General features: G+C 64.4%; 27 protein-coding genes and 5 pseudogenes. 13 read left to right on the top strand and 19 right to left on the bottom strand.

Annotated features, from left to right (window positions below):
• The first annotated feature begins 88 nt into the window (after positions 1–88).
• Both K6K41_RS13170 and cydB read left to right on the top strand, forming a co-directional pair.
• Entirely contained in the window at positions 89–1507 is a 1419-nt protein-coding gene (locus K6K41_RS13170) for a cytochrome ubiquinol oxidase subunit I (protein WP_261405400.1), read from the top strand.
• Positions 1508–1511: 4 nt separating this feature from the next.
• Positions 1512–2516 (top strand): cytochrome d ubiquinol oxidase subunit II, encoded by a 1005-nt coding sequence (gene cydB, locus K6K41_RS13165; RefSeq protein ID WP_261405399.1) that lies wholly within the window; start codon positions 1512–1514, stop codon positions 2514–2516.
• A 128-nt stretch (positions 2517–2644) separates the two neighbouring features.
• Here cydB and K6K41_RS13160 read toward each other — a convergent pair whose 3' ends face one another.
• Positions 2645–2908: a response regulator gene (locus K6K41_RS13160; RefSeq protein WP_261405398.1), complete on the bottom strand. Its 264-nt coding sequence runs from the start codon at positions 2906–2908 to the stop codon at positions 2645–2647.
• Between the two features lie 238 nt (positions 2909–3146).
• Here K6K41_RS13160 and K6K41_RS13155 point away from each other — a divergent pair, with 238 nt between their 5' ends.
• Positions 3147–3941, top strand: coding sequence for a TlpA disulfide reductase family protein (locus K6K41_RS13155; RefSeq protein ID WP_261405397.1), 795 nt, complete (start codon positions 3147–3149; stop codon positions 3939–3941).
• A 41-nt stretch (positions 3942–3982) separates the two neighbouring features.
• Here the strand turns inward: K6K41_RS13155 and K6K41_RS13150 are convergent, their stop codons facing one another.
• From K6K41_RS13150 to soxY, 9 genes and pseudogenes are all read right to left on the bottom strand, one after another.
• On the bottom strand, positions 3983–4498 hold the full coding sequence (locus K6K41_RS13150) for a DsrE family protein (protein ID WP_261405396.1): 516 nt from the start codon (positions 4496–4498) through the stop codon (positions 3983–3985).
• 54 nt (positions 4499–4552) lie between these two features.
• Entirely contained in the window at positions 4553–4708 is a 156-nt protein-coding gene (locus K6K41_RS13145) for an FCSD flavin-binding domain-containing protein (RefSeq protein WP_261405395.1), read from the bottom strand.
• On the bottom strand, positions 4665–5750 hold the full coding sequence (locus K6K41_RS13140) for an FAD-dependent oxidoreductase (protein WP_261405394.1): 1086 nt from the start codon (positions 5748–5750) through the stop codon (positions 4665–4667). The genes K6K41_RS13145 and K6K41_RS13140 overlap by 44 nt, the downstream gene beginning before the upstream one ends.
• A 49-nt stretch (positions 5751–5799) precedes the next feature.
• A complete protein-coding gene (locus K6K41_RS13135; RefSeq protein WP_261405393.1) occupies positions 5800–6087 on the bottom strand; it encodes a c-type cytochrome in 288 nt (95 codons plus the stop codon).
• A gap of 82 nt (positions 6088–6169) precedes the next feature.
• Positions 6170–6844 (bottom strand): c-type cytochrome, encoded by a 675-nt coding sequence (locus tag K6K41_RS13130; RefSeq protein WP_261405392.1) that lies wholly within the window; start codon positions 6842–6844, stop codon positions 6170–6172.
• A complete protein-coding gene (gene soxC / locus K6K41_RS13125) occupies positions 6828–8093 on the bottom strand; it encodes a sulfite dehydrogenase (RefSeq protein WP_261405729.1) in 1266 nt (421 codons plus the stop codon). The genes K6K41_RS13130 and soxC overlap by 17 nt, the downstream gene beginning before the upstream one ends.
• Positions 8094–8122: 29 nt before the next feature.
• Positions 8123–9813: pseudogene (gene soxB, locus K6K41_RS13120) on the bottom strand (thiosulfohydrolase SoxB).
• A gap of 89 nt (positions 9814–9902) precedes the next feature.
• Positions 9903–10232: a thiosulfate oxidation carrier complex protein SoxZ gene (soxZ, locus tag K6K41_RS13115; protein WP_261405391.1), complete on the bottom strand. Its 330-nt coding sequence runs from the start codon at positions 10230–10232 to the stop codon at positions 9903–9905.
• Positions 10233–10275: 43 nt separating this feature from the next.
• A pseudogene (soxY, locus tag K6K41_RS13110) lies at positions 10276–10739 on the bottom strand (thiosulfate oxidation carrier protein SoxY).
• A 280-nt stretch (positions 10740–11019) separates the two neighbouring features.
• Between soxY and soxA the strand changes: the two are divergent.
• A complete protein-coding gene (gene soxA / locus K6K41_RS13105; RefSeq protein WP_261405390.1) occupies positions 11020–11817 on the top strand; it encodes a sulfur oxidation c-type cytochrome SoxA in 798 nt (265 codons plus the stop codon).
• Between the two features lie 16 nt (positions 11818–11833).
• Entirely contained in the window at positions 11834–12445 is a 612-nt protein-coding gene (soxX, locus tag K6K41_RS13100) for a sulfur oxidation c-type cytochrome SoxX (protein ID WP_261405389.1), read from the top strand.
• Here the strand turns inward: soxX and K6K41_RS13095 are convergent.
• Together K6K41_RS13095 and K6K41_RS13090 are read right to left on the bottom strand one after the other, a co-directional pair.
• On the bottom strand, positions 12409–13047 hold the full coding sequence (locus K6K41_RS13095; RefSeq protein ID WP_261405388.1) for a SoxW family protein: 639 nt from the start codon (positions 13045–13047) through the stop codon (positions 12409–12411). The two genes, soxX and K6K41_RS13095, sit on opposite strands and share 37 nt — an antisense overlap.
• Positions 13044–13868, bottom strand: a complete 825-nt coding sequence (locus tag K6K41_RS13090; protein WP_315855190.1) for a cytochrome c biogenesis CcdA family protein — start codon at positions 13866–13868, stop codon at positions 13044–13046. The genes K6K41_RS13095 and K6K41_RS13090 overlap by 4 nt, the downstream gene beginning before the upstream one ends.
• Between K6K41_RS13090 and K6K41_RS13085 the strand changes: the two genes are divergently transcribed.
• The 5 genes from K6K41_RS13085 to K6K41_RS13065 all read left to right on the top strand — a co-directional run bounded on the left by K6K41_RS13085 (position 13849) and on the right by K6K41_RS13065 (position 16681).
• Positions 13849–14268, top strand: a complete 420-nt coding sequence (locus K6K41_RS13085; RefSeq protein WP_261405387.1) for a thioredoxin fold domain-containing protein — start codon at positions 13849–13851, stop codon at positions 14266–14268. The two genes, K6K41_RS13090 and K6K41_RS13085, sit on opposite strands and share 20 nt — an antisense overlap.
• Positions 14265–14633 (top strand): ArsR/SmtB family transcription factor, encoded by a 369-nt coding sequence (locus K6K41_RS13080; RefSeq protein ID WP_261405386.1) that lies wholly within the window; start codon positions 14265–14267, stop codon positions 14631–14633. Before K6K41_RS13085 ends, K6K41_RS13080 begins: the two co-directional genes overlap by 4 nt.
• Before the next feature lie 76 nt (positions 14634–14709).
• Positions 14710–15888: a YeeE/YedE family protein gene (locus K6K41_RS13075; RefSeq protein WP_261405385.1), complete on the top strand. Its 1179-nt coding sequence runs from the start codon at positions 14710–14712 to the stop codon at positions 15886–15888.
• A gap of 118 nt (positions 15889–16006) precedes the next feature.
• Entirely contained in the window at positions 16007–16165 is a 159-nt protein-coding gene (locus K6K41_RS13070; protein ID WP_261405384.1) for a hypothetical protein, read from the top strand.
• A gap of 96 nt (positions 16166–16261) precedes the next feature.
• On the top strand, positions 16262–16681 hold the full coding sequence (locus tag K6K41_RS13065; RefSeq protein ID WP_261405383.1) for a Crp/Fnr family transcriptional regulator: 420 nt from the start codon (positions 16262–16264) through the stop codon (positions 16679–16681).
• A 26-nt stretch (positions 16682–16707) separates the two neighbouring features.
• On the opposite strand, the gene K6K41_RS13060 is transcribed toward K6K41_RS13065, so the two are convergent.
• From K6K41_RS13060 to K6K41_RS13045, 4 genes are all read right to left on the bottom strand, one after another.
• A complete protein-coding gene (locus K6K41_RS13060) occupies positions 16708–17427 on the bottom strand; it encodes a cytochrome c biogenesis CcdA family protein (protein WP_261405382.1) in 720 nt (239 codons plus the stop codon).
• Between the two features lie 12 nt (positions 17428–17439).
• Positions 17440–17841 carry a thioredoxin family protein gene (locus K6K41_RS13055; protein ID WP_261405381.1) on the bottom strand — a complete coding sequence of 134 codons (402 nt, stop codon included), beginning with the start codon at positions 17839–17841 and terminating at the stop codon, positions 17440–17442.
• Between the two features lie 24 nt (positions 17842–17865).
• Complete coding sequence (locus K6K41_RS13050; RefSeq protein WP_261405727.1) at positions 17866–18339, bottom strand: rhodanese-like domain-containing protein; 474 nt, start codon at positions 18337–18339, stop codon at positions 17866–17868.
• 114 nt (positions 18340–18453) lie between these two features.
• Positions 18454–19131, bottom strand: coding sequence for a quinoprotein dehydrogenase-associated SoxYZ-like carrier (locus K6K41_RS13045; protein ID WP_261405380.1), 678 nt, complete (start codon positions 19129–19131; stop codon positions 18454–18456).
• Positions 19132–19403: 272 nt separating this feature from the next.
• On the opposite strand from K6K41_RS13045, the gene K6K41_RS13040 reads away from it, so the two are divergent.
• Entirely contained in the window at positions 19404–19997 is a 594-nt protein-coding gene (locus K6K41_RS13040) for a cyclic nucleotide-binding domain-containing protein (protein ID WP_261405379.1), read from the top strand.
• Here K6K41_RS13040 and K6K41_RS13035 read toward each other — a convergent pair.
• Positions 19987–21368: pseudogene (locus tag K6K41_RS13035) on the bottom strand (IS1182 family transposase). The gene K6K41_RS13040 and the pseudogene K6K41_RS13035 sit on opposite strands and share 11 nt — an antisense overlap.
• A 297-nt stretch (positions 21369–21665) precedes the next feature.
• Between K6K41_RS13035 and istA the strand changes: the two are divergent.
• Positions 21666–23156 (top strand): annotated as a pseudogene (istA, locus tag K6K41_RS13030) (IS21 family transposase).
• A pseudogene (gene istB, locus K6K41_RS13025) lies at positions 23156–23885 on the top strand (IS21-like element helper ATPase IstB). The pseudogenes istA and istB overlap by 1 nt, the downstream one beginning before the upstream one ends.
• Here istB and K6K41_RS13020 read toward each other — a convergent pair.
• Entirely contained in the window at positions 23869–24303 is a 435-nt protein-coding gene (locus K6K41_RS13020) for a hypothetical protein (RefSeq protein WP_261405378.1), read from the bottom strand. The pseudogene istB and the gene K6K41_RS13020 overlap by 17 nt on opposite strands.
• Entirely contained in the window at positions 24300–24875 is a 576-nt protein-coding gene (locus K6K41_RS13015; RefSeq protein WP_261405377.1) for a hypothetical protein, read from the bottom strand. The genes K6K41_RS13020 and K6K41_RS13015 overlap by 4 nt, the downstream gene beginning before the upstream one ends.
• Positions 24876–24958 lie beyond the last annotated feature (83 nt).

Here is a 24958-nt window from a genome sequence, read left to right as displayed (position 1 = left end):
TCATGTCCGATCACCGGGCGTGGACAAATCAGCGTCCGGATGGTCGACGACCGTCTATATGCGAGAGATATTCGTCAGGAGCTGCGTCATGCTGAGCGATATATCCGCCATCGATCTTGCTCGGTTTCAGTTCGCCTTCACGATCTCGGCCCACATCATCTTTCCAGCCTTCTCGATCGGCCTGGCGAGTTTTCTTGCGGTGCTGAACGGTCTCTGGCTGTGGCGACGGGACGACGCATATCTTCGGCTGTTCGACTACTGGAAAACCATCTTTGCGGTGGTCTTCGGCATGGGCGTCGTGTCGGGCATCGTGATGTCGTATCAGTTCGGCACCAACTGGTCGGTGTTCTCCGACAAGGTCGGACCGGTGCTCGGGCCGTTGATGGGCTACGAAGTACTGTCGGCCTTCTTCCTCGAGGCCGGGTTCCTCGGGATCATGCTGTTCGGCCGCCAGAAGGTCGGCGACAGCCTACATATGACCGCTACGTTCATCGTGGCGATCGGAACCTTGTTTTCCGCCTTCTGGATTCTCAGCGTCAACAGCTGGATGCACACGCCCCAGGGCTATTCGATCAACGCGGTCGGTCAGTTCGTGCCGGAAGACTGGTGGGCGATCATCTTCAACCCGTCCTTCCCTTACAGGCTCGTGCACATGGTGCTGGCCGCCTACCTGACCACGGCGTTTGTGGTGGGTGGCGTCGGCGCCTGGCATCTCCTTCGCAACCGTGACAGCCGCGAAGCGGCGATCATGTTCTCCATGGCGATGTGGATGGCTCTGATCGTCACGCCGATTCAGATCGTGGCGGGCGACATGCACGGCGTGAACACGCTGGAGCATCAGCCCGCGAAGATCGCCGCGATGGAGGGCCACTTCGAGAGCTATCCGGAAGGACGGGCGCCGCTGATCCTCTTCGGCCTGCCCGACGATGAGGCGGAAGTGACCCGATACAAGGTCGAGATACCGCTTCTGGGCTCCCTTATCCTGACCCATGGCTTCGACGTCCCGATCAAGGGCCTCGATGCTTTCCCCAAGCACGAACGTCCCAAGTCGGCGATGATCTTCTGGACATTCCGCATCATGGTGGCGATCGGCTTTGCGATGCTCGGCATCGGCCTATGGTCGGCCTGGGCGCGATGGAGAGGACGCCTCTGCGACGCTCATTGGCTTCATCGCGCGGCCGTGGTGATGGGTCCGTCGGGCTTTCTCGCCGTGCTGTGCGGATGGATCACCACGGAGGTCGGGAGACAGCCATTTACGGTCTATGGCCTTCTGCGCACTGGCGAAAGTGCGGCGCCCCTGCACGCCGACGCCGTCGGCGCGTCGCTGATCGCCTTTATCGTGGTCTACTTCTTCGTTTTCGGATCCGGCACGTTTTACGTCATGCGCCTGATGAGCAAGCGGCCGAAGGACGGCGTCGACATCGACGAGATCGGGCCGACGAGGACCGCGGGCATCACGCCCGTCGCCGCCAACCCGACCGCGCCGCATTTCGCGCCGGGGACTTAAGGTCATGATCCTCGACCTTCCCTTCATCTGGGCCGGGCTGATCGCCTTCGCGGTCCTCGCCTATGTGCTTCTCGACGGCTTCGATCTGGGCATCGGCATCCTGTTTCCGTTCCTGAAAGACCGCGAGGAGCGCCACCTGGCGATGAACACCATCGCCCCCGTATGGGACGGCAACGAGACCTGGCTCGTGCTCGGCGGCGGCGGCCTGTTCGCCGTGTTTCCGCTGGCCTACGCCATTGTCATGCCGGCGCTCTATCCGCTCATTATCGCCATGCTGCTGGGACTGATCTTCCGCGGCGTGGCTTTTGAGTTCGTGCATCGGACCAAAAGGATGCAAGGCTTCTGGGAGCTCGGTTTCTGGGGCGGGTCTCTGGTCGCCGCCATCGCGCAGGGGTTGGCGCTTGGCGCTCTTGTTCAGGGCATAGCGGTCAACGGGCGCGCCTATGGCGGCGGCAATTGGGACTGGCTGACGCCGTTCTCTGGATTGACCGCGCTGGCGGTGGTGGTGGGCTACGCCATGCTTGGCGCGACCTGGCTGATCCTCAAAACCGAGGGTGAGACACTGAAGCGCGCACATCGCTTCGCGGTTCCGATCGGAGTTGCGCTGATCGCGCTGATCGGCGCCGTCAGTTTCGCAACGCCGTTCCTGCGGCCCGAATATCTCGCGCGCTGGTTCGGCTGGCCTTCGGGAGTCTGGAGCGCGATCGTACCGATCCTGCTCGCGATCGCCATATGGCAGCTATGGCGCGGCTTGCGAAACCAGGATCATCTGCGCCCGTTCCTGGCCACCGTGACGATCTTCATCCTGTGCTACGCCGGGCTCGGCGTGAGCTTCTATCCCAATCTCGTCCCCCCCGCGCTGACGATAGCCGAAGCGGCCGCCCCCGACGCATCACTGCGGTTCCTGCTCGTGGGCGCAGCCGTTCTTGTTCCGCTGATCTTGGCCTACACGGCGTATTCGTATTGGGTCTTCCGCGGCAAGGTCCTGCCCGGCGACGGCTACCATTGATGCGCCGATGGCTGTGGTTCATGGCGCTCTATCTCTTGGGGATCGCCGTCATCGGGGCGATCGCGTTCATGATCCGGTCGGTGCTGATCTGAGCCTCTGCTCCTTGACCAGGACAATGGCGCATTCGGTCAAGACCTGGGCGACCGCGGTCGACTTGTGGCGAGGTCGAGAAGCTTCGCCGCGACATGCTCAGCCCTTACGGGCTTACGGACACAATCGGTGACGCCCGCCACGAGCGCCTCGATGAGCTCGGAGACGCCGCTGCGCTCGGCGCGAAGGAACAGGGCCGGCGTCGCGTCGCCATCAGCTCGCCGGTCCGCAAGCGCGCGGAGCCCCGCCATTCCCAACGTCAGCTCGTCGAGCGCCATGATGGTGAAGACATGGTTCGACATGTGGTCGCAGGCTTCGAGAGAGAGCTACAGGCGACCTGGATCGACCGGGGCGACAGAAGCATCGTCAGATCGGCGACAAGGCCTTGATCCCGGTCCGCGAGAAGTAGGAACAACCAGCGTCTCCATCCTTTCGCGTGCCTTGAAGGCTGCGGCTTAAGCCTGCCTTAAGCGCAGCGACGGACGAGCACGTTTGGGCCGCTCAGATTGGCGTCGGCCATCGTATGCCCGCGAGGCCAGAATGACGGCGTTGTCTGTTGGACCATTTCTGCTGGCTGGCGATCGGCTGACCGTGCTCATTGCGGGCGCTTTCCTGATCGGCGCCAGCGCTTTGCTGACGCGTTTGGTCGACCGCCGGATCGGAGACTGGTCCTTCGCCGTTGTGCCGCTTGCCGTGATCGCGGCGAGGGTCGTTTTCGTCGTGAGCGCTCCGGAGGGCTTCTGGCGCGAACCGTTTCGCGTCGTCGCATTCTGGGATGGCGGCATGTCTTGGTGGGCAGGCCTGCTCGCGAGCGCCGCGTTCACGGTCGTCAAGTTCCGCGATTTCCGACTGCGCTCTTGGACCCTTGGGACGCTTGCAGCGACGCTTTTCGTCTGGAACCTGGCCTGGCAGCTCGCGGCCGTGACGCCGGCGATCGCAGCGCCCGAATTCGCTCTTCCCACATTGAACGGCGAACAGAGATCGCTGAGAGACTTCGCAGGACGGCCGACCGTCGTGAACCTCTGGGCGACCTGGTGCCCGCCCTGCCGACGTGAAATGCCGATGCTGGTGGAGGCTGCGAAGCAGAGGCGTGATACGCACTTCATCTTCGCCAATCAGGGCGAAGGTCCATCGCAGATCATCTCATACGCTTCAAAGTCGGGCCTGACGATCGAGAACCTGTTGCTCGATCAGTTCCGGACCCTGTCCCAGCACTACTCCATCCAGGGCTATCCAGCGACCGTCTTCCTCGACGCAAAAGGGGTCGTCCGAAAGATCCATTATGGCGAGATCACACGAGAGGCGCTGGACGTGCAATTGAACGGCATCCGGTAACAACACCGGAATTAATCGGCCGGGAGCCGTGTGGCTAACGGTCAACCCACCTTCACATATGCAAAGCCCTTGCCCTGGAGCGCCGCCACCGTGGCCACACCCGACGGCACGAAGCTTATGAAGTCGGCCGGACGCGCACGGGACGGATCGAGCTTGTTTCTCTTGAACGTGATCTCGCAAAGATAGACCTTGAGCCCGTTTTTCGACAACGAGTTGGCGCGCTCGAACAGGTCTGATGGAAGCTTCTCGTCCTTCCACATCGTGCCGTCGAGACTGTCCAGAAAGAACTTGATCCCGCCTCCGTGGGCGATCAGCGCGATTTGCAAAGCGAACGGATCGCCATTGTAGGCCGAGTAGTGGTTCGAGATGTTATTGAGCGTCTGCTCGAAGCGGGCCACATCGCCGTAATCGCAATGATAGAGCGCCGCAACCTCGCCTTCCTTCTTGAGATCGTCGAGAGACATGTGCGTAGGCGCGGCCTTTGCGGTATCCGCGGCAAGCGCGGCTCCCCCAAGGGCCATACCAGCCACAAGTGATCTGCGGCTTATGTCGTTCATCTCTTCATCCTCTCAGGCGCTATTACGTCGACGGACTTCCGAACACGTCCGCGATCATCGCGTCGTACCAGCAGACGCTTCGTCGACATTTCGGCGGCGGATCGCGTCCGGCTCGCCTGTGTCCGAGACGAAGCCCCGGATCTCTTTGATCTTGCCTTCAGCAGCCTCATAGACGCCGTCGACCTTCACGCAGTCCGTCGGCGTGATCATGCTCCAGCACGTGCTTTCGTAATGGGCAGGGAACGCGGGCGCGCCGGCCAAGTCTGACAGCACAGCAAGGACAGCTGTTTTTCGCCTGACTGTTCGCGGCGAACGCTGATTTCGGCATGTCGCCGGCGATCGAGGCGTCGCCCACGACGAAAATCGACGGGTCGACCGTCGATCTCATCGAGGCCGGGTCGACCGGGCAATAGCCGGTCACGTTCGAAAGACCAGCCTCGCGAGCAATTCGTCCTGCAGTCTGGGCGGGGATCACATTCACCAGATCGGCACGGCGCGCCTCAAAGTCCGTCGTCACCGTCATGGTCGCAGGATCGACGCCCTTGATCCCGCCATGGATTGTCGGATCCTGCCACTCCACGACGCCGGGATAGCGCCGTTCCCAACCCTCCTGGAACAGCCCCATCTTCGAGAACTTGTCCTTGGGGTCGAGAATGACGATGCGCGCCGACGGCTTGCCTGCGGAGCGCAGCGCATGAGCCATCATCGACACCCGTTCGTACGGTCCGGGAGGACAGCGGTAGGGGTTTGGCGGCGCCACCATGATGATGAGGCCGCCATCCGGAACCGCGTCGAGCTTCGCCTTCAGGAGCTTGGTCTGGGGCCCGGCCTTCCACGCGTGCGGCATGGCCTCGGCGGCGGCTTCGGAGTAGCCCGGCACGGATCCGTAGTTGAGGTCGATACCCGGAGCCATAATCAGCCGGTCGAAACCGAGCATTGCTCCGTCTTCGAGAACCACCGTCATGCCGTCGCGGTCGATCCGAGCGGCGGCGAGCGGGACGACCTTCAGCGCGTTGCTTGAACCAAGCGCGCGGTAGTCATGCACGAGGCTATCCCAGCCCCTCAATCCACCGAGATAGAGGTTGGAGAAAAAGCAGGTGGCGTATGTTGGCGATGGTTCGACAAGCGTGACCTCGATCTTCCCTCGTCCGAGCAAAGCAGCGTATCTGGCCGCTGTGGCGCCGCCCGGGCCGCCCCCGACGACAACGAGACGGGGACGTGGCGCCGCCCTGGTCGCGCCGACGATGGTCATGGTGGCGGCGCGCCGAGAAGGAACCGCCTGCGATTGGCTCGGATGATGGTCATCGTCCATCGTCCATCAAAGGACGCGGCCGAGCCGCGAAGTGACGAGCGAGCGCTTCGATGTCCTCATCGGTAAGGCGCGACGTCCGGGTGACCATCACGTTTTTGCCTGCACCGCTACGGTACTGGCGCATCTTGGCTATGAACTGCTCCTCGCTGAGATTCGTGATCGATGGGATCGCGGATGACGTACCTCCCGGCCCGTGACAGGCGACACAGCGCAGCGCGAGCAGGTCGCCTCGGTCGATGGCTGCTTGAGCAAAGGCGGACTGCGCACTCGTGGACAACACCGCGATGACTAGGAGCGATATCCAAGATGCGACCGCGACGACTATTGATCGCGGCCTCGAACGATCGAGGCGTTCATCGTCATTCGACGGCTCCGGCCGGCTTCTCGTCCTTGTTGTCTTTCTGGTCGTCGGGCGTGACGTCAAGGATTGCCGCATGACCTGTGACCTCGACCTTGTCCTTGCAGTTCGACATGCAAGGATCATTGTTCCAGAACGTCTTCTCGGTCGTCTCGCGATCGTCGTCGTAGAAGTTCTTCTCGTTTGGAAGATCCTTAGGGAAGTTTCCCCTGGACAGCACGAAATCGCCGGGAACGAGGTCGTTCAGGTTCATCAGGTAAGCGGTGAGCGCGTAGACCTCGTCAGGCTTGAGCGACTGCGCGTCGCCGAAAGGCATGGCGCGGTGGATGTAGTCGTAGACGGTCGAGGTGTACGGCCAGAAGGATCCGATCGTCTTCTCCGGCCGGTCGGAGGTTAGGCTGTCCTTGCCGCCGGCGAGCACCGGCCAGCGGCCGGCGCCTTCGCCGAACTCGCCATGACAGCTCGAGCACTTTGTCTGAAAGAGCGCTTCGCCATCACTGACTGAGCCCTTGCCGTCTGGAAGGCCTTGGCCGTCAGGACGCACGTCGATGTCCCAAGCCTTGAGTTCCTCAGGCAGCGCCGGACGTCCTAGGCCGGCCCTTTCGCCCGCGAAAGCACCGCCAGTGCATGCAACCGCGAGCGCCAAAAACGCGATCGCTTTAGCTGACTTCGACATTTTCCGCGCTCCCGTCCGGACGCACCAGCCAGGTCTGGATGCCGTTGTTGTGGTAGATCGAGTTCGTCCCTCGGAACTTGCGGAGTTCGTTCTTGGTCGGCTGTACGTAGCCGCTGTCGTCCATCGCGCGCGACTGCAGCATGAGCTCCTGTCCGTTCCAGTCGAAGTCCACGTAGAACCGCGCCATGGCGCGCGGGAAGGTCGGGCCCTCGATCCGCGCCGTCCGCCAGTTCTTGCCGCCGTCCAGCGAGACGTCGACGCGTTTGATCGCGCCGCGTCCGGACCAGGCGACGCCCGACAGGACGTTCGGTCCCTTGGACTTCAGCGGCGACTGCGGGCTCGGATTGGTCACCACGGACTTGGCGTCCATCAGAAACGTGTGCTGCCGGGAGCGGCCGTCCGCGAGCAGGTCGGTGTATTTCGACGTCTCCTCGCGCTGCGCCCACGGCTGGTCGCCAACCTCGACGCGGCGCAGCCATTTGATCCACATGTTACCTTCCCAGCCCGGAACGACGAGCCGCAGCGGATAGCCCTGCTCGGGCCTCAAGGCTTCGCCATTCATCGCCCAAGCGACGAGGCAATCGTCCATCGCCTTTTCGAGCGGAATCGAGCGTGTCATGGCGGAGGCGTCGGCGCCTTCCGCAAGCACCCACTTGCCTTTGGCGCTCACGCCGGCCTCGTTCAGGAAGGCCTTCAGCGGAACGCCGGTGTAGACGACGTTATGGATCATACCGTGAGTAAACTGGCAGCCATTGAGCTGCGAGCCACGCCACTCCATTCCGCTGTTCGCTGCGCATTCCAGGAAGTACACGCGGTTGACGCGGCCAGGCATGCGTCTGATGTCCTCCATCGTGAAGACGAGCGGCTTGTCCACCATGCCGTTGATCATGAAGCGGTGTTTGTCCGGATCAATCTCGGCCTCGCCGCCGTGGTGACGCACGAAGCACAGGCCGTTTGGCGTGATAACGCCGTCAAGCGCGTGAAGCGGCGTAAACGAGACCGAGCTCTGACGGCTTGCGGTCAGCCATTCGACCTCGCGTCGCACGACGTCCTTTTCGAACTTTGAGGGGACGCCATAAGGCTTGGCGTTGACGCCGTCGCCGAGATACTGGGTCCACTCCTGTCGCTCGACGATCAACGGGTCTGGGGTCTGCGCCGAGGCCAATGTCGGTGCCATGGCCGCCGCTCCCGCGCCGGCGAGACCGAGATTAAGAACGCGCCGACGACTTATGGTTGGAGCATCGCTCATCGCGCTGTCCTTCTGGCTAGGCTGTTTGGTCATGCGCCCGTGACCTTCACGGCGTCGTTCGGTTCGACGCGGATGGTCTTCTGGTCGGCGACGTAGCGCTCGACCAGTTCCCAGATCGGCGGCCCTTCGACGTTCTGGTTGACGCTCGCCCAACCCGCGACCGTGTAGCTTTTGTCGGCCTCGATCGTGGCGCCGGACTTCAGCATCGTGAGATTGGAGATACGCTTGCCGATTGGCTGGCTGACGTCGATTGCGTAGCCAACGCCGCCAAGCCGAACCATGTCGCCCCCGCCCTGGAAGTAGGGGTCGGGGTTGAAGATGTTGTCGGCGACGTCCTCGAGCACGTCCTTGAACTGCTTGCCCGTCATGGTCGATCGGTAGCAGGACGGATATGTCACCGCGGTCGCGTTCGAGATCGACTCGAAGGTGATCGGTCACCGGGAAGAAGGCTTGTTCCCCAACGGAAGGCGGGCGACAGGGCGATCTCGACGTCGCGTTCCTTCAACATCGCCTGGCAGATCACGTCGTCGAGCGTGCCGTTGAAATTGCCGCGGCGGTAAAGGACGCTCTCCGTCCGGCCGATCTCGCGCGCGAGCTCCGCAGCGTAAGGCGCGCGCGCTTCGGTCACGAGCTTCGCCATCTCGGCGTCCGGCGCGATCGCGTCGGAGAACACCGGGATCAGGCCGAACCGGTAGCCGGCGACCTTGCCGTCCTTTACGTCGAGGTCGAGGCGCGACAGGAACTTGCCATGCGAGCCCGAGGCGATCAGCAAGGTCTTGCCGACTTCGATCGCCGTCGGGATGGCGTCGTGGGTGGGCGCTGAGGATGACGTCCAGGCCCGGCACGCGCGAGGCCATCTTTCGGTCGACGTCGAAGCCGTTGTGCGAGAGCAGAACGACGACGTCCGCGCCGTCCGCCCGCAGGGTCTCGACCTGCTTGCGGAGATCGTCCTCCCTGAGCCGAACTCCCAGTCCGGGATCATCCAGCGCGGGTTCGCGATCGGAGTCCTCGGATAGGCTTGGCCGATCACCGCGATCTTAGCGCCGCCCCGCTCGAAGGTCTTGCTCGCGGGGAAGACTTCTTCCTGCCATTCGACGCTTCGGATGTTCTGCGCCAGAAATGCGTAGGGACCGCCTTCGGCGATCTCCTTGACGCGATCGGCGCCGTAGGTGAACTCCCAATGGCCGACCATGGCGTCGAGCTTGAGCGCCTTTAGCGCGCTGAGCACGTCCTCGCCCTGAGTCTTCAGAGAGGACCAGCTTCCCTGCAATTCGTCGCCGCCGGCGAGCAGCAGGACGTTGTCGTCGCCCCGCTCGGCGCGGATCGCCTTGATCAGCGTCGCGATCCGGTCGAAGCCGCCCATCCGGCCGTAGGACTTGGCGAGCGCGACGAAATCCTCGCTTGTCAGCGCATAGGCCTCGGCGCTCTGCGGCTTGATCTTGAACCGCTCCAGGAAGGACGCGCCGGTGATGTGCGGCGGCAGGCCTTTGGTCTCGCCGACCCCAAGGTTGATTGACGGCTCGCGGAAATAGATCGGCTGCAACTGCGCATGCGTGTCGGTCAGATGTAGCAGCGTCACTTTACCGACGGCGTCGAAGCGCAGCAGATCGTCCTGGGTCAGCTTCTGCCCGCCGGCCGCTTGCGCGAGCGTGCGTCCGGAGGCGGACGTCAGCATTCCGGCGGCGGATGCGGCGACCATGAAGTCGCGTCGAGAGATCATGGGATGCTCAAACTCCAGCAGGACGCAACTGTCCGTTCGCTCCGGGAGAGCCCCGGGGCGCTGCGCCGTTTCAGTGAGGTCGTCAGGCGTCAGGCGACGTTGAGCTTCGCCTTCGAGGTCACCTCTTCGCCGGCGTCGTTGCGCCAGGTAAAAGTGAATTCGCCGGACTCGGCGGCCTTGAAGAAAAAGGACTGATAAGGGTTGGCCGAGACCGACGGAAACCAGTCTGCTTCGAAGATCTGCTTGCCGTTGAAGGCCGCCGTGAACTTGTTGATGATGTCGCGCGGCACGAGTTTGCCGGTCGAGTCCTTGCGAACGCCGCTTTCCATCTCGTGCGAGATCAGCGTTTTGATTTCGATAATTTCGCCGGACTTTGCCTTCGGCGGAACGCGGACGCGGGCTGATGCTTTGAAAGCCATGGCTTGGTGTTCTCCCTGAGGTCTTGTGGATCGCGGCGCGGCGTCAGCCGCCGCAGCCGCCGATCGTGACCTTCACTTCGGATTTTGCGGTGTAGAGCTGGCCGGTCGACGTCTCGGCGATGGCGACGACCATCTGCGTCGCGGCGAGACGCATGCGCAACGACGCGGCGGCGCGGCCGCAGGCCGGCGTGAACTTATAGGTCAGGACCTGGGGGAACGGATTTCCTTCGGCAAAGACATGGACCGCCTTGACGTAGTCCGCGTCCGTCATCGGCTCTCGACCTCGATGTTGATCGGCACCACGAGACCGTTTTCGGCGATCTCCGGCAGGTCGAGCTTGAGCTTGCCGGACGCCATTTCCTTGCCGGCGTAGAGCTTGTCGATCTCGGTCTTGACGGTCTCGGGGGTCGCGAACGCCAGCCTCGGCGTCAGCACGGTGACAGCGGCCGCCACAGCTGCGAGACGCAGCGCCTCCCGACGGGTCGGGGCCTGCTCGAAAAGCCTCATGCGATTCCTCCTGAAGACCAAACGTATCCGTAAGGCCTTGACGCCATTGTTCTTTTTACCAATCAAAAGCCATATGCCAATCGATTGGATTGGACATATTGTGATATAGAGTTTTTTGAATGTAAAGTCGTCCATCGGTTGATCGGCGTTCCAGATGGTGGGTTCGATCGCCCGTAAGGCTCCCTGTCCGCCCGGATGCGGGCGGTCTCAAAAAGAAAATGATTGGGGACGAAACATGAGATCAAAGGCATTGGGCGGCGCCCTTGCTGGGCTCGCCGCCATGGCGCTGACGTTGGGCCTCACCGCCCTCGGCTCGGCGCAGGACGGCGGCGGCTCCGGCGAAGCGGAGATCGAGCGCTACCGGAAGATGATCGACGATCCGATGGCCAATCCAGGCTATCTCAACGTCGACCGCGGCGAGGCGCTCTGGGCGGAAGCCCGCGGCGAGAAGAAGGTCTCGCTCGAGACCTGCGATCTCGGCGAAGGCCCCGGCGCGTTAGAAGGCGCCTACGCCAAGCTCCCCCGCTATTTCCAGGACGCCGACCAAGTCATGGACCTCGAGCAGCGGCTGCTGTGGTGCATGGAGAAGGTGCAAGCGTTCGACACGAAGGCGATCAAGGCGAAGCCGTTCTCCGGACCGGGCCGCGGCTCGGACATGGAGGATCTCGTCGCCTTTATCGCCAACAAGTCGAACGACATGAAGATCGAGGCGCCGCTCTCCCATCCCAAGGAACAGGAAGCCTACAAGCTCGGAGAGGCGCTGTTCTTCCGCCGGTCCGCGGTGATGGATTTCTCCTGCGCGACTTGCCACGGCGAGGCCGGCAAGAGGATACGCCTGCAGGGGCTGCCGCAGCTCGACCGACCCGGCCCGACCGCGCAGGCGACCATGGCCACGTGGCCGACCTACCGCGTCTCGCAGAGCGCCACCCGCACGATGCAGCACCGCTTGTGGGACTGCTACCGGCAGATGCGGATGCCCGCCCCGGATTACGCCTCGGAGGCCATCACGGCCGTCACCCTCTATCTCAACAAGAACGCTGAAGGGGGCGAGCTCAAAGTGCCCTCGATCAAGCGCTGAACCCGAGGGCAAACCGATGAAACGAGCCATCCTCGCACTGGGCGTCGCGCTTTTCTCCGCCCCCGTGTTCGCCGCCGAAGACGGTCCCGCGATCGACCCCGCGCGCGTCGAGAAGGCGGTGACGTCGAGCTTCACGACCTTGCCGGAAGGTTGGGACGCGCGCCTCAAACAGGACGACGCGCAGCGGATCTGCTCCGAGACCCGCAACCAGCCGTCCGAGGAGCAGGCCGACAAGATCGTCGCGGCCGAGAAGGCCAAGGTGAAGTTTCCGGCCGACGGCGTCCTTGGTGACTGGAAGGCGGGCGAAAAGGTGGCCCAGAACGGCCGGGGGTTCCAGTTCTCCGACCCCGCGGGCACGGAGGCCGGCGGCAATTGCTACTCCTGCCACCAACTCGACCCGAAGGAGGTCAGCTACGGCACGCTCGGGCCCAGCCTGAAGGGCTACGGCAAGGCGATGAAGTTCTCCGACGACGCCGCGAAGGCGGCCTACGCCAAAATCTTCGACGCCCAGTCCGTACTCGCCTGTTCGAACATGCCGCGCTTCGGCCCGAACCACGTCCTGACCGAGAAGCAGATCAAGGACGTGACCGCCTACCTGTTCGATCCGCAGTCACCAGTAAACAAATAAGGTTCCGATGGCGCGAGGGGGCAGCCGGCCTCTCGCGCCTTCAACCACTGTTCGAAGGACGAGCGGGCGTAGGCGCCTTCGTCTACGAAACGGAACATCGCAAGAAAGTCCTCCTGTCCCAGAAGGCCGGGCATGCGGGCGACCTCGGTCGTCAGACCTCCTTCGCTCGCGAAGAACTGGATCGTCGGCGTCGTCCGCACGGCGCGTTTCGCCGCGAGCGCCTTTTCGCCCAGCGCCGCGCCATCGATATCCTTCACCTCGCGCGAGCCGAACGTGTCGAGATGGACGATCTCGAACTTCTCGCGGACGAAGCTTTCAATCTTTGGATCGGCGAAATACGTGGTGTGCAGCCGCTTGCAGGCGGGGCACCCACGCATGCCCCATTGTACGGCGAAACGCTTGCCCTTGGCCTTTGCAGCCTCGGCGTCCTCGGTGAGATCGAGGAAACTATCCAGATACCAGTCCTGCGCGTAGTTCCCGTCGTCGCCGAGAACCACCTTCGCGGCGGCGCGATCGGCGAAGAGCGCGCCGCCGACGGCGAGCGCGATCAAGGTGCGGCGGTTCAGTCGTCGGTCTGTCGTCACTCTCGCCTCACCCGTCATCCGATCTCGGCAAAGCCTGGAAATTGCTCGAGCAGCCAGCCCGAGGCCAGCGGGACCCAGCCGCCGATGAAGGCGAGACCAGTGAGCACGAGCAGCGCGCCCGACGCCTTTTCGATCAGGCCGAGCCGCGGCCGGAGCGCCCGAGACCATCGCAGGAATGTGTCGGTGAAAGCCGCCGCCAGGATGAACGGGATGCCGATCCCGAGCGAATAGGCCCCGAGCAGCGCGGCTCCGCGCCAAGCGGAGGTTTCGGCGCCTGCGACCATGAGGATCGCAGCGAGGATCGGCCCAACGCAGGGCGTCCAGCCGAAACCGAAAGCGAGACCCACGACGTATGCCCCGAACGCGCCTGTCGGTTTGCGCTCAACATGCATCCCGGCCTGCCGGTAGAACAGCGGGATCTTGACGATCTCCATGAAATGCAGACCGAACGCGATCAGCAGAACGCCGGCGACAACCGTCAAGGGCTGAGCATATTCCGAAACCAGACGCCCAAGCGTCGAGGCTGTGGCTCCAAGGATCACGAAAATCGTCGAAAATCCGGACACGAAGGCGGCCGCGAGTCCAAGCACACGCAGCCGTCCCGCCGCCTGGTCTGGAGAAGCCGCGCCGCTGATGAAGCCAAGATAGGCAGGGGTCAGGGGCAGCACGCAGGGCGATGCGAAGGACAGCATGCCCGCGACGACGGCGCCCGTAAGGCTGACGTCGAGCGCCATGCGTATCTCCTTGTGTGCAATCCGGCCGCCGGGCCTCCGACAACCTCTGGAATTCATATTCGAATTCGTATATATATCAAGGCCGATGCAGTTTTTCCCTTTCAATCTCCGTGCTCGCCTGGCGATCCTTGGCGTGCTTCTTTTCGCTTCGGTTCCTGCCGGGGCGGGCGACGGCGAGGCCGCCGAGCTCGTCATGTTCGAGCAGCCCGGCTGCGTTTGGTGCCAGCGCTTCGAGAACGAGATTGCACCAGGCTACGCCGGTTCCGACGAGGGCCGTCTGGCTCCCCTGCGGCGCGTTGACCTAAAAGCTCAAGCCTCAGCCGGGTTCGAGCTTGCGACCAACGTCCGCATCACGCCGACTTTCGTCCTGGTCGATGGGGGGCGCGAGATTGGACGCCTGACAGGCTATCCTGGAAAAGAGTTCTTCTGGCCGGAGCTGGCCGATCTGACCAACCGACTGCCGCCAAATCCCAACCGCGCCCCACCCAGGACTTCAGCTGAATGACCGCCATCGTATCGGCCAAGATCGAAGACGAGCTCCGGGACGGTCCGGAGGTTTCGCCCGAGCTCGACGCGCTGATGAACAACGCCAGAGACGCCAGCGACTTTCTGAAGGCGCTATCGCATGAAAGCCGTCTGCTGCTGCTGTGCCTCCTGGCCGAACGCGAACGGTCGGTTACCGAACTCGAGAACATTCTGTCGCTGAGGCAGGCAAGCGTATCCCAGCAACTCGCCCGCTTGCGCCTCGAAGACCTCGTGACGACCCGTCGGGACGGCAAGACCGTCTACTACAATTTGGCGAACGACGACGTCCGCCGCGTCATCTCGGTAATATACGACATCTTCTGCGGGAAGGTCTCGAAGGACTGAAATCAGTGCTGCGCCTGGCCGAGAGACGAGACGTCAACAGTCTCGCGTCGGCCAAGGGACGGGAGGACCGGGCGCTATGGACTTCATCGGCCCCACGTGGCTCGCCGCCGCGGGCCTTGCGATCGGCGTCGTCGTCGGCTTCGCCGTCCGGCGCGCGAGACTGTGCACCTTCGGCGCGCTCGAAGACGCCTTTGTCGGGTCAGACACCCGCCGGATACGGGTGTTCGCCCTCGCGGTCGGCGTAGCCATCGCCGGAGCCCAGGCGCTGATCTTTTTCGGGCTGCTCGATCCCTCGCGCACGACCTACGTGGCGACCGCCTTGCCTTGGCTGGGCGTTCTGTGCGGCGGCCTCATGTTCGGACTCGGCATGGCGCTCGTGGGGACCTGCGCCTTTGGTTCGCTCATTCGATTGGGGTCTGGCGACCTCCGCAGCTTCGTCGTGATGATCGTATTCGGGCTTGCGGCCTACGCCACGCTTCGCGGCGTGCTGGCCGGTTTCCGGATCTCGGTGATCGAGAGCTTCGCGGTCTCGATGCCGCCACCCATCCGAGCGGATATTCCGGGCATGTTCGAGAGCCTGACTGGGCTCGACCTCCGCTGGGTCATCGCAGCCGGGGTGTCCGGCGCCTTGATCGCGCCGGCCCTGATCGACCGGCGCTTGCGAAAGGCGCCCCGGCTTGTCAGCGGAGGCCTCGTCCTTGGCCTTGGAACTGTGGCCGGCTGGCTCGCGACCGGCCAGCTCGTGGACGAATTCGTCCAGACAAGCGCTCCTCAGAGCCTCACCTTCGTCTCGCCGGTAGCGCGCGCGTTGTTTGGCATCCTGTTTGACCAAGACGCGCTGCTGGAGTTCGGGGTCGGCTCGGTCGCCGGAGTGGTCGCCGGATCTTTCGCCGCGGCGCGCCTCAGTCGAGAATTCCGATGGGAGGCGTTCGACGATCCTCACGAAATGAAGCGGCACCTCGGGGGCGCCGTTCTGATGGGCGTCGGCGGCGTCGTATGCGGCGGCTGCACGATCGGTCAGGGGGTGACCGCGGGTTCAATGCTGGCGCTGTCCTGGCCGATCGCCGTGACAGGAATGGCTGTCGGCGCCCGGATCGGCATCTCGGTGGTGATGGAAGGTTCGGTTCTTCAGCTCGCGCGATCGCTGCGCCTTCTGCCGACCGCGCCAGTTCGTCGGAAAAGGAAGGGACGGTCTGATCGATCGTCGTCCGACAGCTTCACGGCTTCCGTCGATATCGACCGAAATGCGCCATGAAGCAGCCGAAAGCGGCTCGCTTATGAACGACTTAATCCGGATTGATTGAGGACCGTGCCGACCGATAGGATGCGCCAACGACGCCGAAGAGCTTCGGATACAAAAGGTGAGATACGGGATGGCGAACCAGGAACGGATCGAGCGTTGGGAGTCCGCATTCCCGTTTCTGCGGGAGATGTCCGCGGACGACCGCGACCTCGCCGTGCGCAGCGCACATTTTCCCACCCTCGACGCCGACGCGATCGCCTACGAGCTCGACGGCGACTGCGCCAACTAACTGATGTGCCTCGACGGCAGAACGCGCGTGTTCCGCAGATCGGAGAACGGGCGTGAGGTCCTGATCTACAAAGTCACCTCCGGAGGGACATGCGTGTTGACCACGCAGTGTCTGCTTTCGGGCGGCAACTTCCCGGCGGAGAGCATAGCAGAGGCGAAGACCGAGCTGGCGGCCATCCCGGCAGGAGTGTTTTCTGAATTGATGGTCCGCTCGACCCCATTCCGATCTTTCGTCCTTCAAGACTACAGCAAGCTGCTGTCAGGAATGTTTTCGATCGTCGACGAGGTCTCGTTCGCAACCCTTGAGCAGAAGCTCGCGAGGCGTCTGCTCGCGGACGCCGATGACGCGGGCTACGTTTCCAAGACCCACCAGCAACTCGCCTCCGACGTGAACAGCGTCCGCGAGGTCGTCTCGCGCCACCTTGGCGAATGGGAGCGCTCGGGCTGGGTCGCCAACCACCGCGGCCGCGTCGAGATCCGCGACCGCGCGGCTTTGGCTTCGCTCAAGATGGCTTGAGGCGCGGCTGGTCCGCGGCTCCTCTTCTAGAACCGGGTCGTCAGCGCGGTCAGCCACTCGGGCGACGCGTCGACCAGCACGGTCTCGACGGACTTGTCGAACCCGGTCAGGACGGCGACGCCGATCACCAGGAGCAGGAGGCCGAGCGCGATCTTCGCGCCGCGGCCGGTCTCCATCAGGTGCGTCCGCCAGCGCATGAGCGCCTCGCGCGACAGCATCCCGAGCAGGAGCAGCGGGGTCGCCGCGCCCATCCCGAACACCACCATGGTGAGCGCGACGCTCGCCAGGTTCTCGCCGCGGGCCGCGAGCACCGAGGTCGCGCCAAGCGTCGGGCCCACGCAGGGCGCCCAGACGGCGCCGAGCAGCAGCCCGACGAGGAACTGCCCCGTCAGCCCGGTGCGGGACACCGTATCGAGGCGCTCGCCCGCCCAGTTCCCGACCGGGCCGGCGGCGACGGCGAAGCGCGCCTGCGCGGCCGGCACGAGCAGGATGAGGCCGAACACGACCATCAGCACAGCCGCGACGGCGCGGAATACGTCGGCGTCGAGACCGATCGCGAAGCCCACAGTCGCGACGAACAATCCGATCGCCACGAAGGAAAGCGTCAGGCCGCCGACAAGGGCGAGCGGCCCGAGCCGGTGCTCGGAGGCCGCGGCCCCGAGCGCGAGCGGCACGAGCGGCAGCACGCACGGCGACAGGATGGTAAGGACGCCCGCGAGGAACGCCAGTCCGAGCGTGCCGATCATGGCTTCAGGCCCTCAGACGGCCTTGTCGAGCAGGTCGGCGATCCACTCGGGCTGCGTCTCGCCGACCGAGCGACCGACCTCCTTGCCGTCCTTGTAGACGAGCAGCGTGCTCTGGGCGGTGGCGCCGAGCTTGCGGACGTTGGCTTTTCCTGAGTCGAAGTCGATCTCGAACGCCGCCATGTCCTTATATTTCGGATCGGCGAGCAGCTTGCCGAGGATCGGCTTCTGGGTCTTGCAGATCGGGCACCAGGGCGCGCTGATCTCGACGAGGATAGGCTTGCCGGACTTCAGCGCCTCGTCGAAGGCGGCCGGGTCGAAGGGCTTTGATCCGGGCATGTCGGCGAGCGCCGGGCCAAAGGCGGCGACGGCCGCCAGCCCAAGGGCGGCGAGGAACGCGTTGCGGCGGGTGAGCATGAAGATTCCTCTGATGGGCGCGGCTCAGCGGCCTGCCTCTTGTTTTGTAACGGCAGACCATTTGGGGTCAGCGGGCACGACCTCGGTGTCGCGGTCGGCCTTCTGCCAGCCGTCGATCCCTTCCGGAAACCAGCTCACCTTGGTGTAGCCCCAGGTCACAAGCCGCTTGCCCATGTTCCAGCTTCCCCAGCAGTCGGGGTGGCAGAACGCGACCACGGGCTTGGCCTTGTCGCCGCCCGTGAGCGCGTCGACGCGCTTCTTGAGGACATCCTCCTGCGCAGGCGGCAGGTCGCCGGGCGCGGCGCCCGGGAACCAGACGGCGCCGGGGATCGAACGATGCTGCGGTCGCCACAGGGCGGTGGCTGGCAGCGTCGGCGGCTTGCGGTCGGGCTCGGTCACGTCGATGAAGACGGCCCCGCCCTTGTCGACGAGAGACCCTGCCGCAGCGACGTCGATGACCGCGGCGCCCTTCAGGGTGGACGGCGTGTAGCCGGGGATGGGACCCGTCCAGAGCCCTTCAGGCTCGGGAGCGGATCCGGATCCCCCGGCCGAGGCCGCGCCCGAAAGCGACGACGGCGAAGGCCGCGAGAGCGAGGCTTCTCATGGGCCGGCTCACTGCGTCTTCACGGGGACGTCGAAGGTCTTCTCGAAGCGCGCGCCCGAGGTGTCGTTCGCCACGACCTTGAACGTGCCCTTGGCTTCCGGCTTGAAGCCGAACTCGATCACCGGGTTTGTCGACAGCGAGATGTCGCTCGTCAGCGAGAACACGTCCTTGTCGTTGTAGGTGACCTTGATGTCCTTGATATAGTTCGGCGGCGTGTAGAGATGGGACACCTGGTCCTTTTGCATCCCGTTGAAGTTCGGGTGCCGGATCATAAGCGTCGCCTGGGCGGATTTGCCGGTGGTCGCCTCGTCCTTCACCTTCAGGCGCATCTCACCGGTGGTCCCCTCGGCACCGCCCGCGACCGGGGCCGAGCAGCCGCCCGACGCCTTTACGAACTTCACGGTCTCGACGAGCTTGCCGTCCTTGGTCTCGGCGATCGCATGGACGTTGGAGTAGGCGTTCACGCGCGTCCTCAGCCGAAGCAGGCCGGGATCGCCGGCGGGGCCGAAGTCAATCTTGGCCGCGACCGGGCCCGGGTTCTCGTCGATGATGAGGGTAAGGCCCTTCACCTGGTCGGGGTTCGAGACCTTAATGTCCATAGGCACCAGGGCCGCGTCCTCGGCGCGGATGGGGGCGTCGAGCGTGATGAGGCCGTCCTGCTGCTCGACCTTCTTGTCGCCGAACACGCTCTGACGGAGCTCGGTCCAACGCTGGTCGCGCGCCTTGGCATCGTCGGCCGCTTGGCGCCGAGAGCGCTCGTGAGAACCAGCGCCGCGGCGCTGGCGGTGACTGCGATCTTCCTCATGGAATCCTCCTGCGGGCGTTCGGCCCTGGTTGGCTGCTATGCGCTTCTGCATCGGTTATGGGCGCGTCCCCTTCCCCTGTCGGTGACCCAAGTCACCGACGCCTGAAAATCATTCGGCTAAGGTCGGACCAACTCAGGAAGCGGACCCTACCCATGACGACCATCGAACGCGCCGACCGTTGGGAGGCGAGCTTTCCCTTCGCCCGGTCTATGGCCGACGGCGACCGTCGGCTGGCGCGGGCGAGCCTGATTTTTTCGGATCTTGAGAGCGGCGCTGTGGCCTACGAGTTCGACACGCCGTGCCGGGGGTACTTGATGTGCGTCGGTGGCGGCACGCGCGTCTTCCGCCCGACCGCGGCGAAACTTGATGTCGCGCTCTATCGGGTCGCGGCTGGAGGGGCCTGCGCATTGACCGCTCAGTGTCTGCTGTCAGGCGAGAGGCTCGCAGCGAGCAGCGTCGCGGATACCGAGACTATACTCGCCGTGCTGCCCTCAGACACCTTTGCCGACCTGATGCAGTCGTCGGCGCCATTTAGGGACTTCGTTCTGCAGGAATATCTCGCGCTGGGCCGAAGCTGTCGCGACTGCTTAAGGCTCACCTGGTGTAATGATCGGGCACTCGCCCTCGGGCAGACGGTGCAAACTCCCGCAACAGGGTCGATTGTGTTGAAGAAGTCGGTGTTCCGGCGGCGCATGCGAGCGACTGGCCAGACAACGAGCGGCCTTTGTACTCTTCTCAGATCATGATCGGCCTCGGCGCCGGGACCAGTTTGGCGAGCTTCCTGAGGTTCTGGGCGGTAGCGGCGAGCAGGAACTCGTCGCGGGCTCCGCACGGCCCTCGAAGCCGTAGTCGGTCGAGCCGCAGGATGCGCTTCAGGTGCGCGAACAGCATCTCGACCTTCTTCCGCTCGCGCCGGGAGGCGGCGTAGGCGTCGGTCTTCGCGATGTCCCTCGCCATGTCGCGAGCGCCCTCGTGGATCGAGCGAGGGATCTTCCGGGCCGGCGTGTTAGGGCAGCACTGCGGTTTCAGCGAGCAGGCGTCGCAGTAGAACTTGCTGGCGCGGTAGCGGATCATGCCGTCGTCGTCGACGAGCGGAGCCGAGCTCCGGTAGACCCTCTGGCGGGGTCTCAGCTCCTTCCCGGCCGGGCAGGTGTAAAGGTCGCGGGCGTGGTCATACGGGAAGTCCGAACGGCTGAACGTGCCGTCGGTCCGGGCGCTCTTGTCGAACACAGGGATGTGCGGCTCGATCCCTCGTTCATGGACCAGCCAGGCGAGCATCTCGGCCGAGCCATAGGCGCTGTCGGCGGCGAGCCGCTCTGGCCACAGCCCGAAGCGGTCCTGGGTCCTCTCGACCATCGTTCGCGCGGCGCCGACCTCAGCCTGCCGGATCGCGCGGCTCGCCTCGACGTCGACGATCACCGCGTGGTCAAGGTCGATCAGGTAGTTGGTGGCGTAGGCGAAGAAGGCGTGCCCCTTATGCGCGCCGGTCCACTGCGCGGCCGGATCCGACGCGAGACGAACTTCGGCGTCGTCGGGCTCGCCGCGCCCCAAGCCGCATCGTCGAGCGTGTCGAGGTACTCGCGTACTGAACGGCGCGTGGCCGCCAGCTCTTCCCAATCGACGTCCTCCGCGCCGCCGGCCGAGCGCTGACGGTTCGCGTCGGCCCGGATCAGGCTGGCGTCGACCGCGAAGCCGTCGCCGCCCACGAGCCCCTCAGCCATGCAGCGCCGGACGACCGTCTCGAACAGCTTTCGCAGCAGGTCGCTGTCGCGGAAGCGGCCATGGCGGTTCTTCGAGAAGGTCGAGTGGTCGGGCACGTCGCCGTCGAGGCCGAGCCGGCAAAACCAGCGGTAGGCGAGGTTGAGGTGGACCTCCTCGCACAGTCGCCGCTCAGACCGGACGCCGAAGCAATAGCCGACCAGCAGCATCCGGATCAGCAGCTCCGGGTCGATCGAGGGACGCCCCGTCGAGCTGTAGAAGGGAGCCAGATCCCGCCGCACCCCTGACAGGTCGACGAAACGATCAATCGCCCTGAGCAGGTGATCTTGCGGCACATGCCGCTCAAGTGAGAACTCGTAGAACAGCGCCGCCTGGTCGACCTGCCGCTCGCCCATCATCGTCGCCGCCCTCCGCTCATGGAGCTGAGTGAATCAGCGGCGGCGCCTCGCTTCAACGACGGAGTTTTTCAACACAATCGGGTCATGAGCGGACACCGGGAGCTTTCCGATATGCGGAAAGGTCTCGACCATCCGCTCCGTTATCTAAGTCGTGGATCCGGCTGCATTAGCGCCTCGTCGTATGTGATCCGGCGTGGAATTTTGACCCCCTAGGTTGGGGGATCGGCGTCCAATTTTGACCCCCTGAGGCGCGCGTTGCGCATGCTGCCTGTCTTTGTCGAGGACAGGCGGTTGGGGATGAAGTGCGTGGACACGATCGCGCGGATCCGCCGCGAGCATTTTGTGCGCGGCAAGACGATCAAGGAGATCGTGCGCGAGCTGCACGTGTCGCGGAACACGGTGCGGAAGGTGCTGCGGTCGGGCGCCACGGCGTTCGAATACGAGCGCGAAGTGCAGCCGCTTCCGAAGCTCGGGCCCTGGCGTGACGACCTCGGCTGCTGATGGAGAACGAGGGACGGGCGGCGCGCGAGCGGCTGACGCTGATCCGGATCTTCGAGGCGTTGCGGGCGCTGGGCTACGAGGGCGGCTACGACGCGGTCCGGCGCTACGCTCGCGGTCGGCAGCGTGAGCGGTCGTCGTCATCAGCGGCGTTCGTGCCGTTGAGCTTCGATCCGGGCGAGGCCTACCAGTTCGACTGGAGCCACGAGATCGTCCTGATCAACGGCGTGACCACGACCGTGAAGGTCGCGCACGTCCGGCTCTGTCATTCACGGATGATGTTCGTGCGGGCCTATCCGCGCGAGAGCCAGGAGATGGTGTTCGACGCCCATGACCGGGCGTTCGCCTTCTTCAAGGGAACCTGCACGCGCGGGATCTACGACAACATGAAGACCGCGGTGGAGACGATCCTGGTCGGTCGCGCTCGCGCCTACAATCGGCGCTTCCTGCAGATGTGCAGCCACTATCTGATCGACCCCGTGGCCTGCACGCCGGCGTCGGGCTGGGAGAAGGGTCAGGTCGAGAACCAGGTCGGGCTGGTGCGCGAGCGGTTCTTCACGCCCCGTGTCCGGGCGCAGAGCTATGAGGAGCTGAACGCCTGGCTGCTCGATCAGGCGATCTCGTACGCCAAGGCGCACCGTCATCCCGAGTTCGCGGACCAGACCGTGTGGGAGGCGTTCGAGGCGGAGCGCCCGAGCTTCGTTCCCTATGCCGGGCGGTTCGACGGCTTCCACGCCGTGCCGGCGTCGGTGTCCAAGACCTGCCTGGTCCGCTTCGACAACAACAAGTACTCGGTCGCCGCGAGCGCGATCGGCCGTCCGGTGGAGATCCGCGCCTACGCTGACCGGATCGAACTACGCCAGGACGGCCGGATCGTCGGCGACCACCCGCGCTGCTTCGGCCGCGGCCAGACCGTGTTCGATCCCTGGCACTACGTGCCCGTGCTGGCGCGGAAGCCCGGCGCGCTCAGGAACGGAGCGCCGTTCAAGGACTGGGTGCTGCCGGCCGGGCTCGAGAAGGTTCGACGCAAGCTCGCGACCGTTGAAGACGGCGACCGTCAGATGGTCGCAATCCTGGCCGCGGTGCTGAGCGACGGCTTATCCGCGGTCGAGGCCGCCTGCGCCGAGACGCTGCGTGAGGGCGTCTGCTCGGCCGACGTCGTGCTGAACATCCTCGCCCGGCGCCGGGACCCCGCCGCCGGTCACGATCATGACGCCCGAAGCGTTGCGGCTCGCCGTCGAGCCCACCGCCGACTGCGCCCGATACGACACCCTCAGGAGAGCTGTGTGATGGAGCGTTCCGCGATACTGACCACCATGGGCGAGCTCAAGCTCTACGGCATGAAGGCCGCCTTCGACGAGATCATCACGACCGCCGTGAAGCGCCAGCACGAGCCTCAACGCATCGTCGGCGACCTGCTCACCGCAGAGATCAGCGAAAAGCAGGCGCGGTCGATCAAGTACCAGATCACCATCGCCAAGCTGCCGCTCGCTCGCGACGTCGAGGACTTCTCCTTCGACGACACGCCGATCAACGAGACGCTGATCCGCGACCTCGCCAGCGGCGAGTTTCCTGGCTCACCAGCGCAACGTCGTCCTGGTCGGCGGAACCGGGACCGGCAAGACCCACCTCGCGATCGCGATCGCCCGGGCCTGCATCCGCGACGGCGCCCGCGGCCGGTTCTTCAACGTGGTCGACCTCGTCAACAAGCTCGAGGCGGAAGGCCGCTCATCCCGTCAGGGCCGCATGGCCGACTACATGAGCCGCCTGGACTTCGTGGTCCTCGACGAGCTTGGCTACCTGCCGTTCGCGCAGTCCGGCGGACAGCTCCTGTTCCACCTGATCAGCCGCCTTTACGAGCAGACCTCGATCATCGTCACCACCAACCTCGCCTTCGGGGAATGGCCGAGCGTGTTCGGCGACGCCAAGATGACCACCGCGCTGCTCGACCGGCTCACCCACCACTGCGACATCGTCGAGACCGGCAACGAAAGCTGGCGCTTCAAGAACCGCGCCTGAGCTCCGTCCCAGACCCCAGCCCACTGGACGTCGATCCCGCCGACGCTGCGCAACCCCGACCAGCTCCGCGCCGGCGGGATCGACACCGCTCACCCAGCTTCAGGGGGTCAACATTGGACGCCGATAGAGGGTCAAAGTTCAGTGCCGATTGACAGATGGTCTCTCTCTTGAGCGTTTCGTCGGCTGCGATCTCTGCAAGGGGAACGATCGGCAGACGGTCCCCGCCGGTCTGGTCGATAAAGCCGAAAATCGCGTTGGTGCCCAAGAACGGCCGGTCGGACCCGAAGCCCCATCCCTGAGGCGCGCCGCCGTGAGGCGTCAGTTCGTCGGCCCGGCGGTCGTCGCCGATCAGCTTCAAATAGTCGATCACGCCCTGCAGGCTTTCGGCGCCGAGGCTGTCGTCTGCGTTGAAACTCATGATCGCCTCGCTCTGACCGCAACGCCTGCACGCGCCCGCAACTCAAGTTCCTGCCGGATTTCCTGATAGATGTCGGCCCGGATGGTGTCGGCGGTCTCGAAGCTGACAGCCAAGGCGTAGGGCGCGTCAACCTGATTGAACGCTGTGGTCTCCGCCATGGCCTGGACGCCGATCATGAAGCTCGACCGACTACGGAAGGGGACTGCCTTTCGTCCGTCGAGAACGGAATGAAACAAGGTTCCCTTCCCGCAGTGTCGGTGATCAGGCTGAACCACATTGGTTCGATCGACGCCCTCCCAGAAGTGGGACTTCCCTTCATCGTCAGTGACCACCAGTCGAATGGATCGCGGCGAGGCGGCGCTGACCCTGACGGGTGAGCTCCAAGCGAGCGTGACCGTGATGCGCCGGAGTTCGGCCAACGACGACAGGGAGTCGGGAAGCGGGATCCGATACTCGTGCCGGCGGTCGTTGCGCAGCGTGGCGTCGGCAAGCATCGTCACGCGATGGGCGGAGCCACTGATCACGCGGTCCACATCCGGTTCGCCATAGCCAAGAAACTGGGAGATCGCCACGCGGCGACGGTAGTTCGAGGTCGCGGCCGCAGGCGGATAAAGCCCATCAAGGTGATGGCCGATGTCTCCCCAAGAGCAACCAT

It is taken from the genome of Chenggangzhangella methanolivorans (genome assembly GCF_019797865.1).
Lineage (GTDB): Bacteria > Pseudomonadota > Alphaproteobacteria > Rhizobiales > Methylopilaceae > Methylopila > Methylopila methanolivorans.
This window is presented reverse-complemented; position numbering and strand designations above follow the sequence as displayed.

Excerpts from the sequence above, each read along its gene's own strand:
- K6K41_RS13170 (WP_261405400.1), top strand. The coding sequence starts at position 89 with ATGCTGAGCGATATATCCGCCATCGATCTTGCTCGGTTTCAGTTCGCC.
- cydB (WP_261405399.1), top strand. The coding sequence starts at position 1,512 with ATGATCCTCGACCTTCCCTTCATCTGGGCCGGGCTGATCGCCTTCGCG.
- K6K41_RS13160 (WP_261405398.1), bottom strand. The coding sequence starts at position 2,908 with ATGTCGAACCATGTCTTCACCATCATGGCGCTCGACGAGCTGACGTTG.
- K6K41_RS13155 (WP_261405397.1), top strand. The coding sequence starts at position 3,147 with ATGACGGCGTTGTCTGTTGGACCATTTCTGCTGGCTGGCGATCGGCTG.
- K6K41_RS13150 (WP_261405396.1), bottom strand. The coding sequence starts at position 4,498 with ATGAACGACATAAGCCGCAGATCACTTGTGGCTGGTATGGCCCTTGGG.
- K6K41_RS13145 (WP_261405395.1), bottom strand. The coding sequence starts at position 4,708 with ATGATCACGCCGACGGACTGCGTGAAGGTCGACGGCGTCTATGAGGCT.
- K6K41_RS13140 (WP_261405394.1), bottom strand. The coding sequence starts at position 5,750 with ATGACCATCGTCGGCGCGACCAGGGCGGCGCCACGTCCCCGTCTCGTT.
- K6K41_RS13130 (WP_261405392.1), bottom strand. The coding sequence starts at position 6,844 with ATGTCGAAGTCAGCTAAAGCGATCGCGTTTTTGGCGCTCGCGGTTGCA.
- soxC (WP_261405729.1), bottom strand. The coding sequence starts at position 8,093 with ATGAGCGATGCTCCAACCATAAGTCGTCGGCGCGTTCTTAATCTCGGT.
- soxZ (WP_261405391.1), bottom strand. The coding sequence starts at position 10,232 with ATGGCTTTCAAAGCATCAGCCCGCGTCCGCGTTCCGCCGAAGGCAAAG.
- soxA (WP_261405390.1), top strand. The coding sequence starts at position 11,020 with ATGGCGCTGACGTTGGGCCTCACCGCCCTCGGCTCGGCGCAGGACGGC.
- soxX (WP_261405389.1), top strand. The coding sequence starts at position 11,834 with ATGAAACGAGCCATCCTCGCACTGGGCGTCGCGCTTTTCTCCGCCCCC.
- K6K41_RS13095 (WP_261405388.1), bottom strand. The coding sequence starts at position 13,047 with ATGACGGGTGAGGCGAGAGTGACGACAGACCGACGACTGAACCGCCGC.
- K6K41_RS13085 (WP_261405387.1), top strand. The coding sequence starts at position 13,849 with ATGCAGTTTTTCCCTTTCAATCTCCGTGCTCGCCTGGCGATCCTTGGC.
- K6K41_RS13080 (WP_261405386.1), top strand. The coding sequence starts at position 14,265 with ATGACCGCCATCGTATCGGCCAAGATCGAAGACGAGCTCCGGGACGGT.
- K6K41_RS13075 (WP_261405385.1), top strand. The coding sequence starts at position 14,710 with ATGGACTTCATCGGCCCCACGTGGCTCGCCGCCGCGGGCCTTGCGATC.
- K6K41_RS13070 (WP_261405384.1), top strand. The coding sequence starts at position 16,007 with ATGGCGAACCAGGAACGGATCGAGCGTTGGGAGTCCGCATTCCCGTTT.
- K6K41_RS13060 (WP_261405382.1), bottom strand. The coding sequence starts at position 17,427 with ATGATCGGCACGCTCGGACTGGCGTTCCTCGCGGGCGTCCTTACCATC.
- K6K41_RS13055 (WP_261405381.1), bottom strand. The coding sequence starts at position 17,841 with ATGCTCACCCGCCGCAACGCGTTCCTCGCCGCCCTTGGGCTGGCGGCC.
- K6K41_RS13040 (WP_261405379.1), top strand. The coding sequence starts at position 19,404 with ATGACGACCATCGAACGCGCCGACCGTTGGGAGGCGAGCTTTCCCTTC.
- K6K41_RS13020 (WP_261405378.1), bottom strand. The coding sequence starts at position 24,303 with ATGAGTTTCAACGCAGACGACAGCCTCGGCGCCGAAAGCCTGCAGGGC.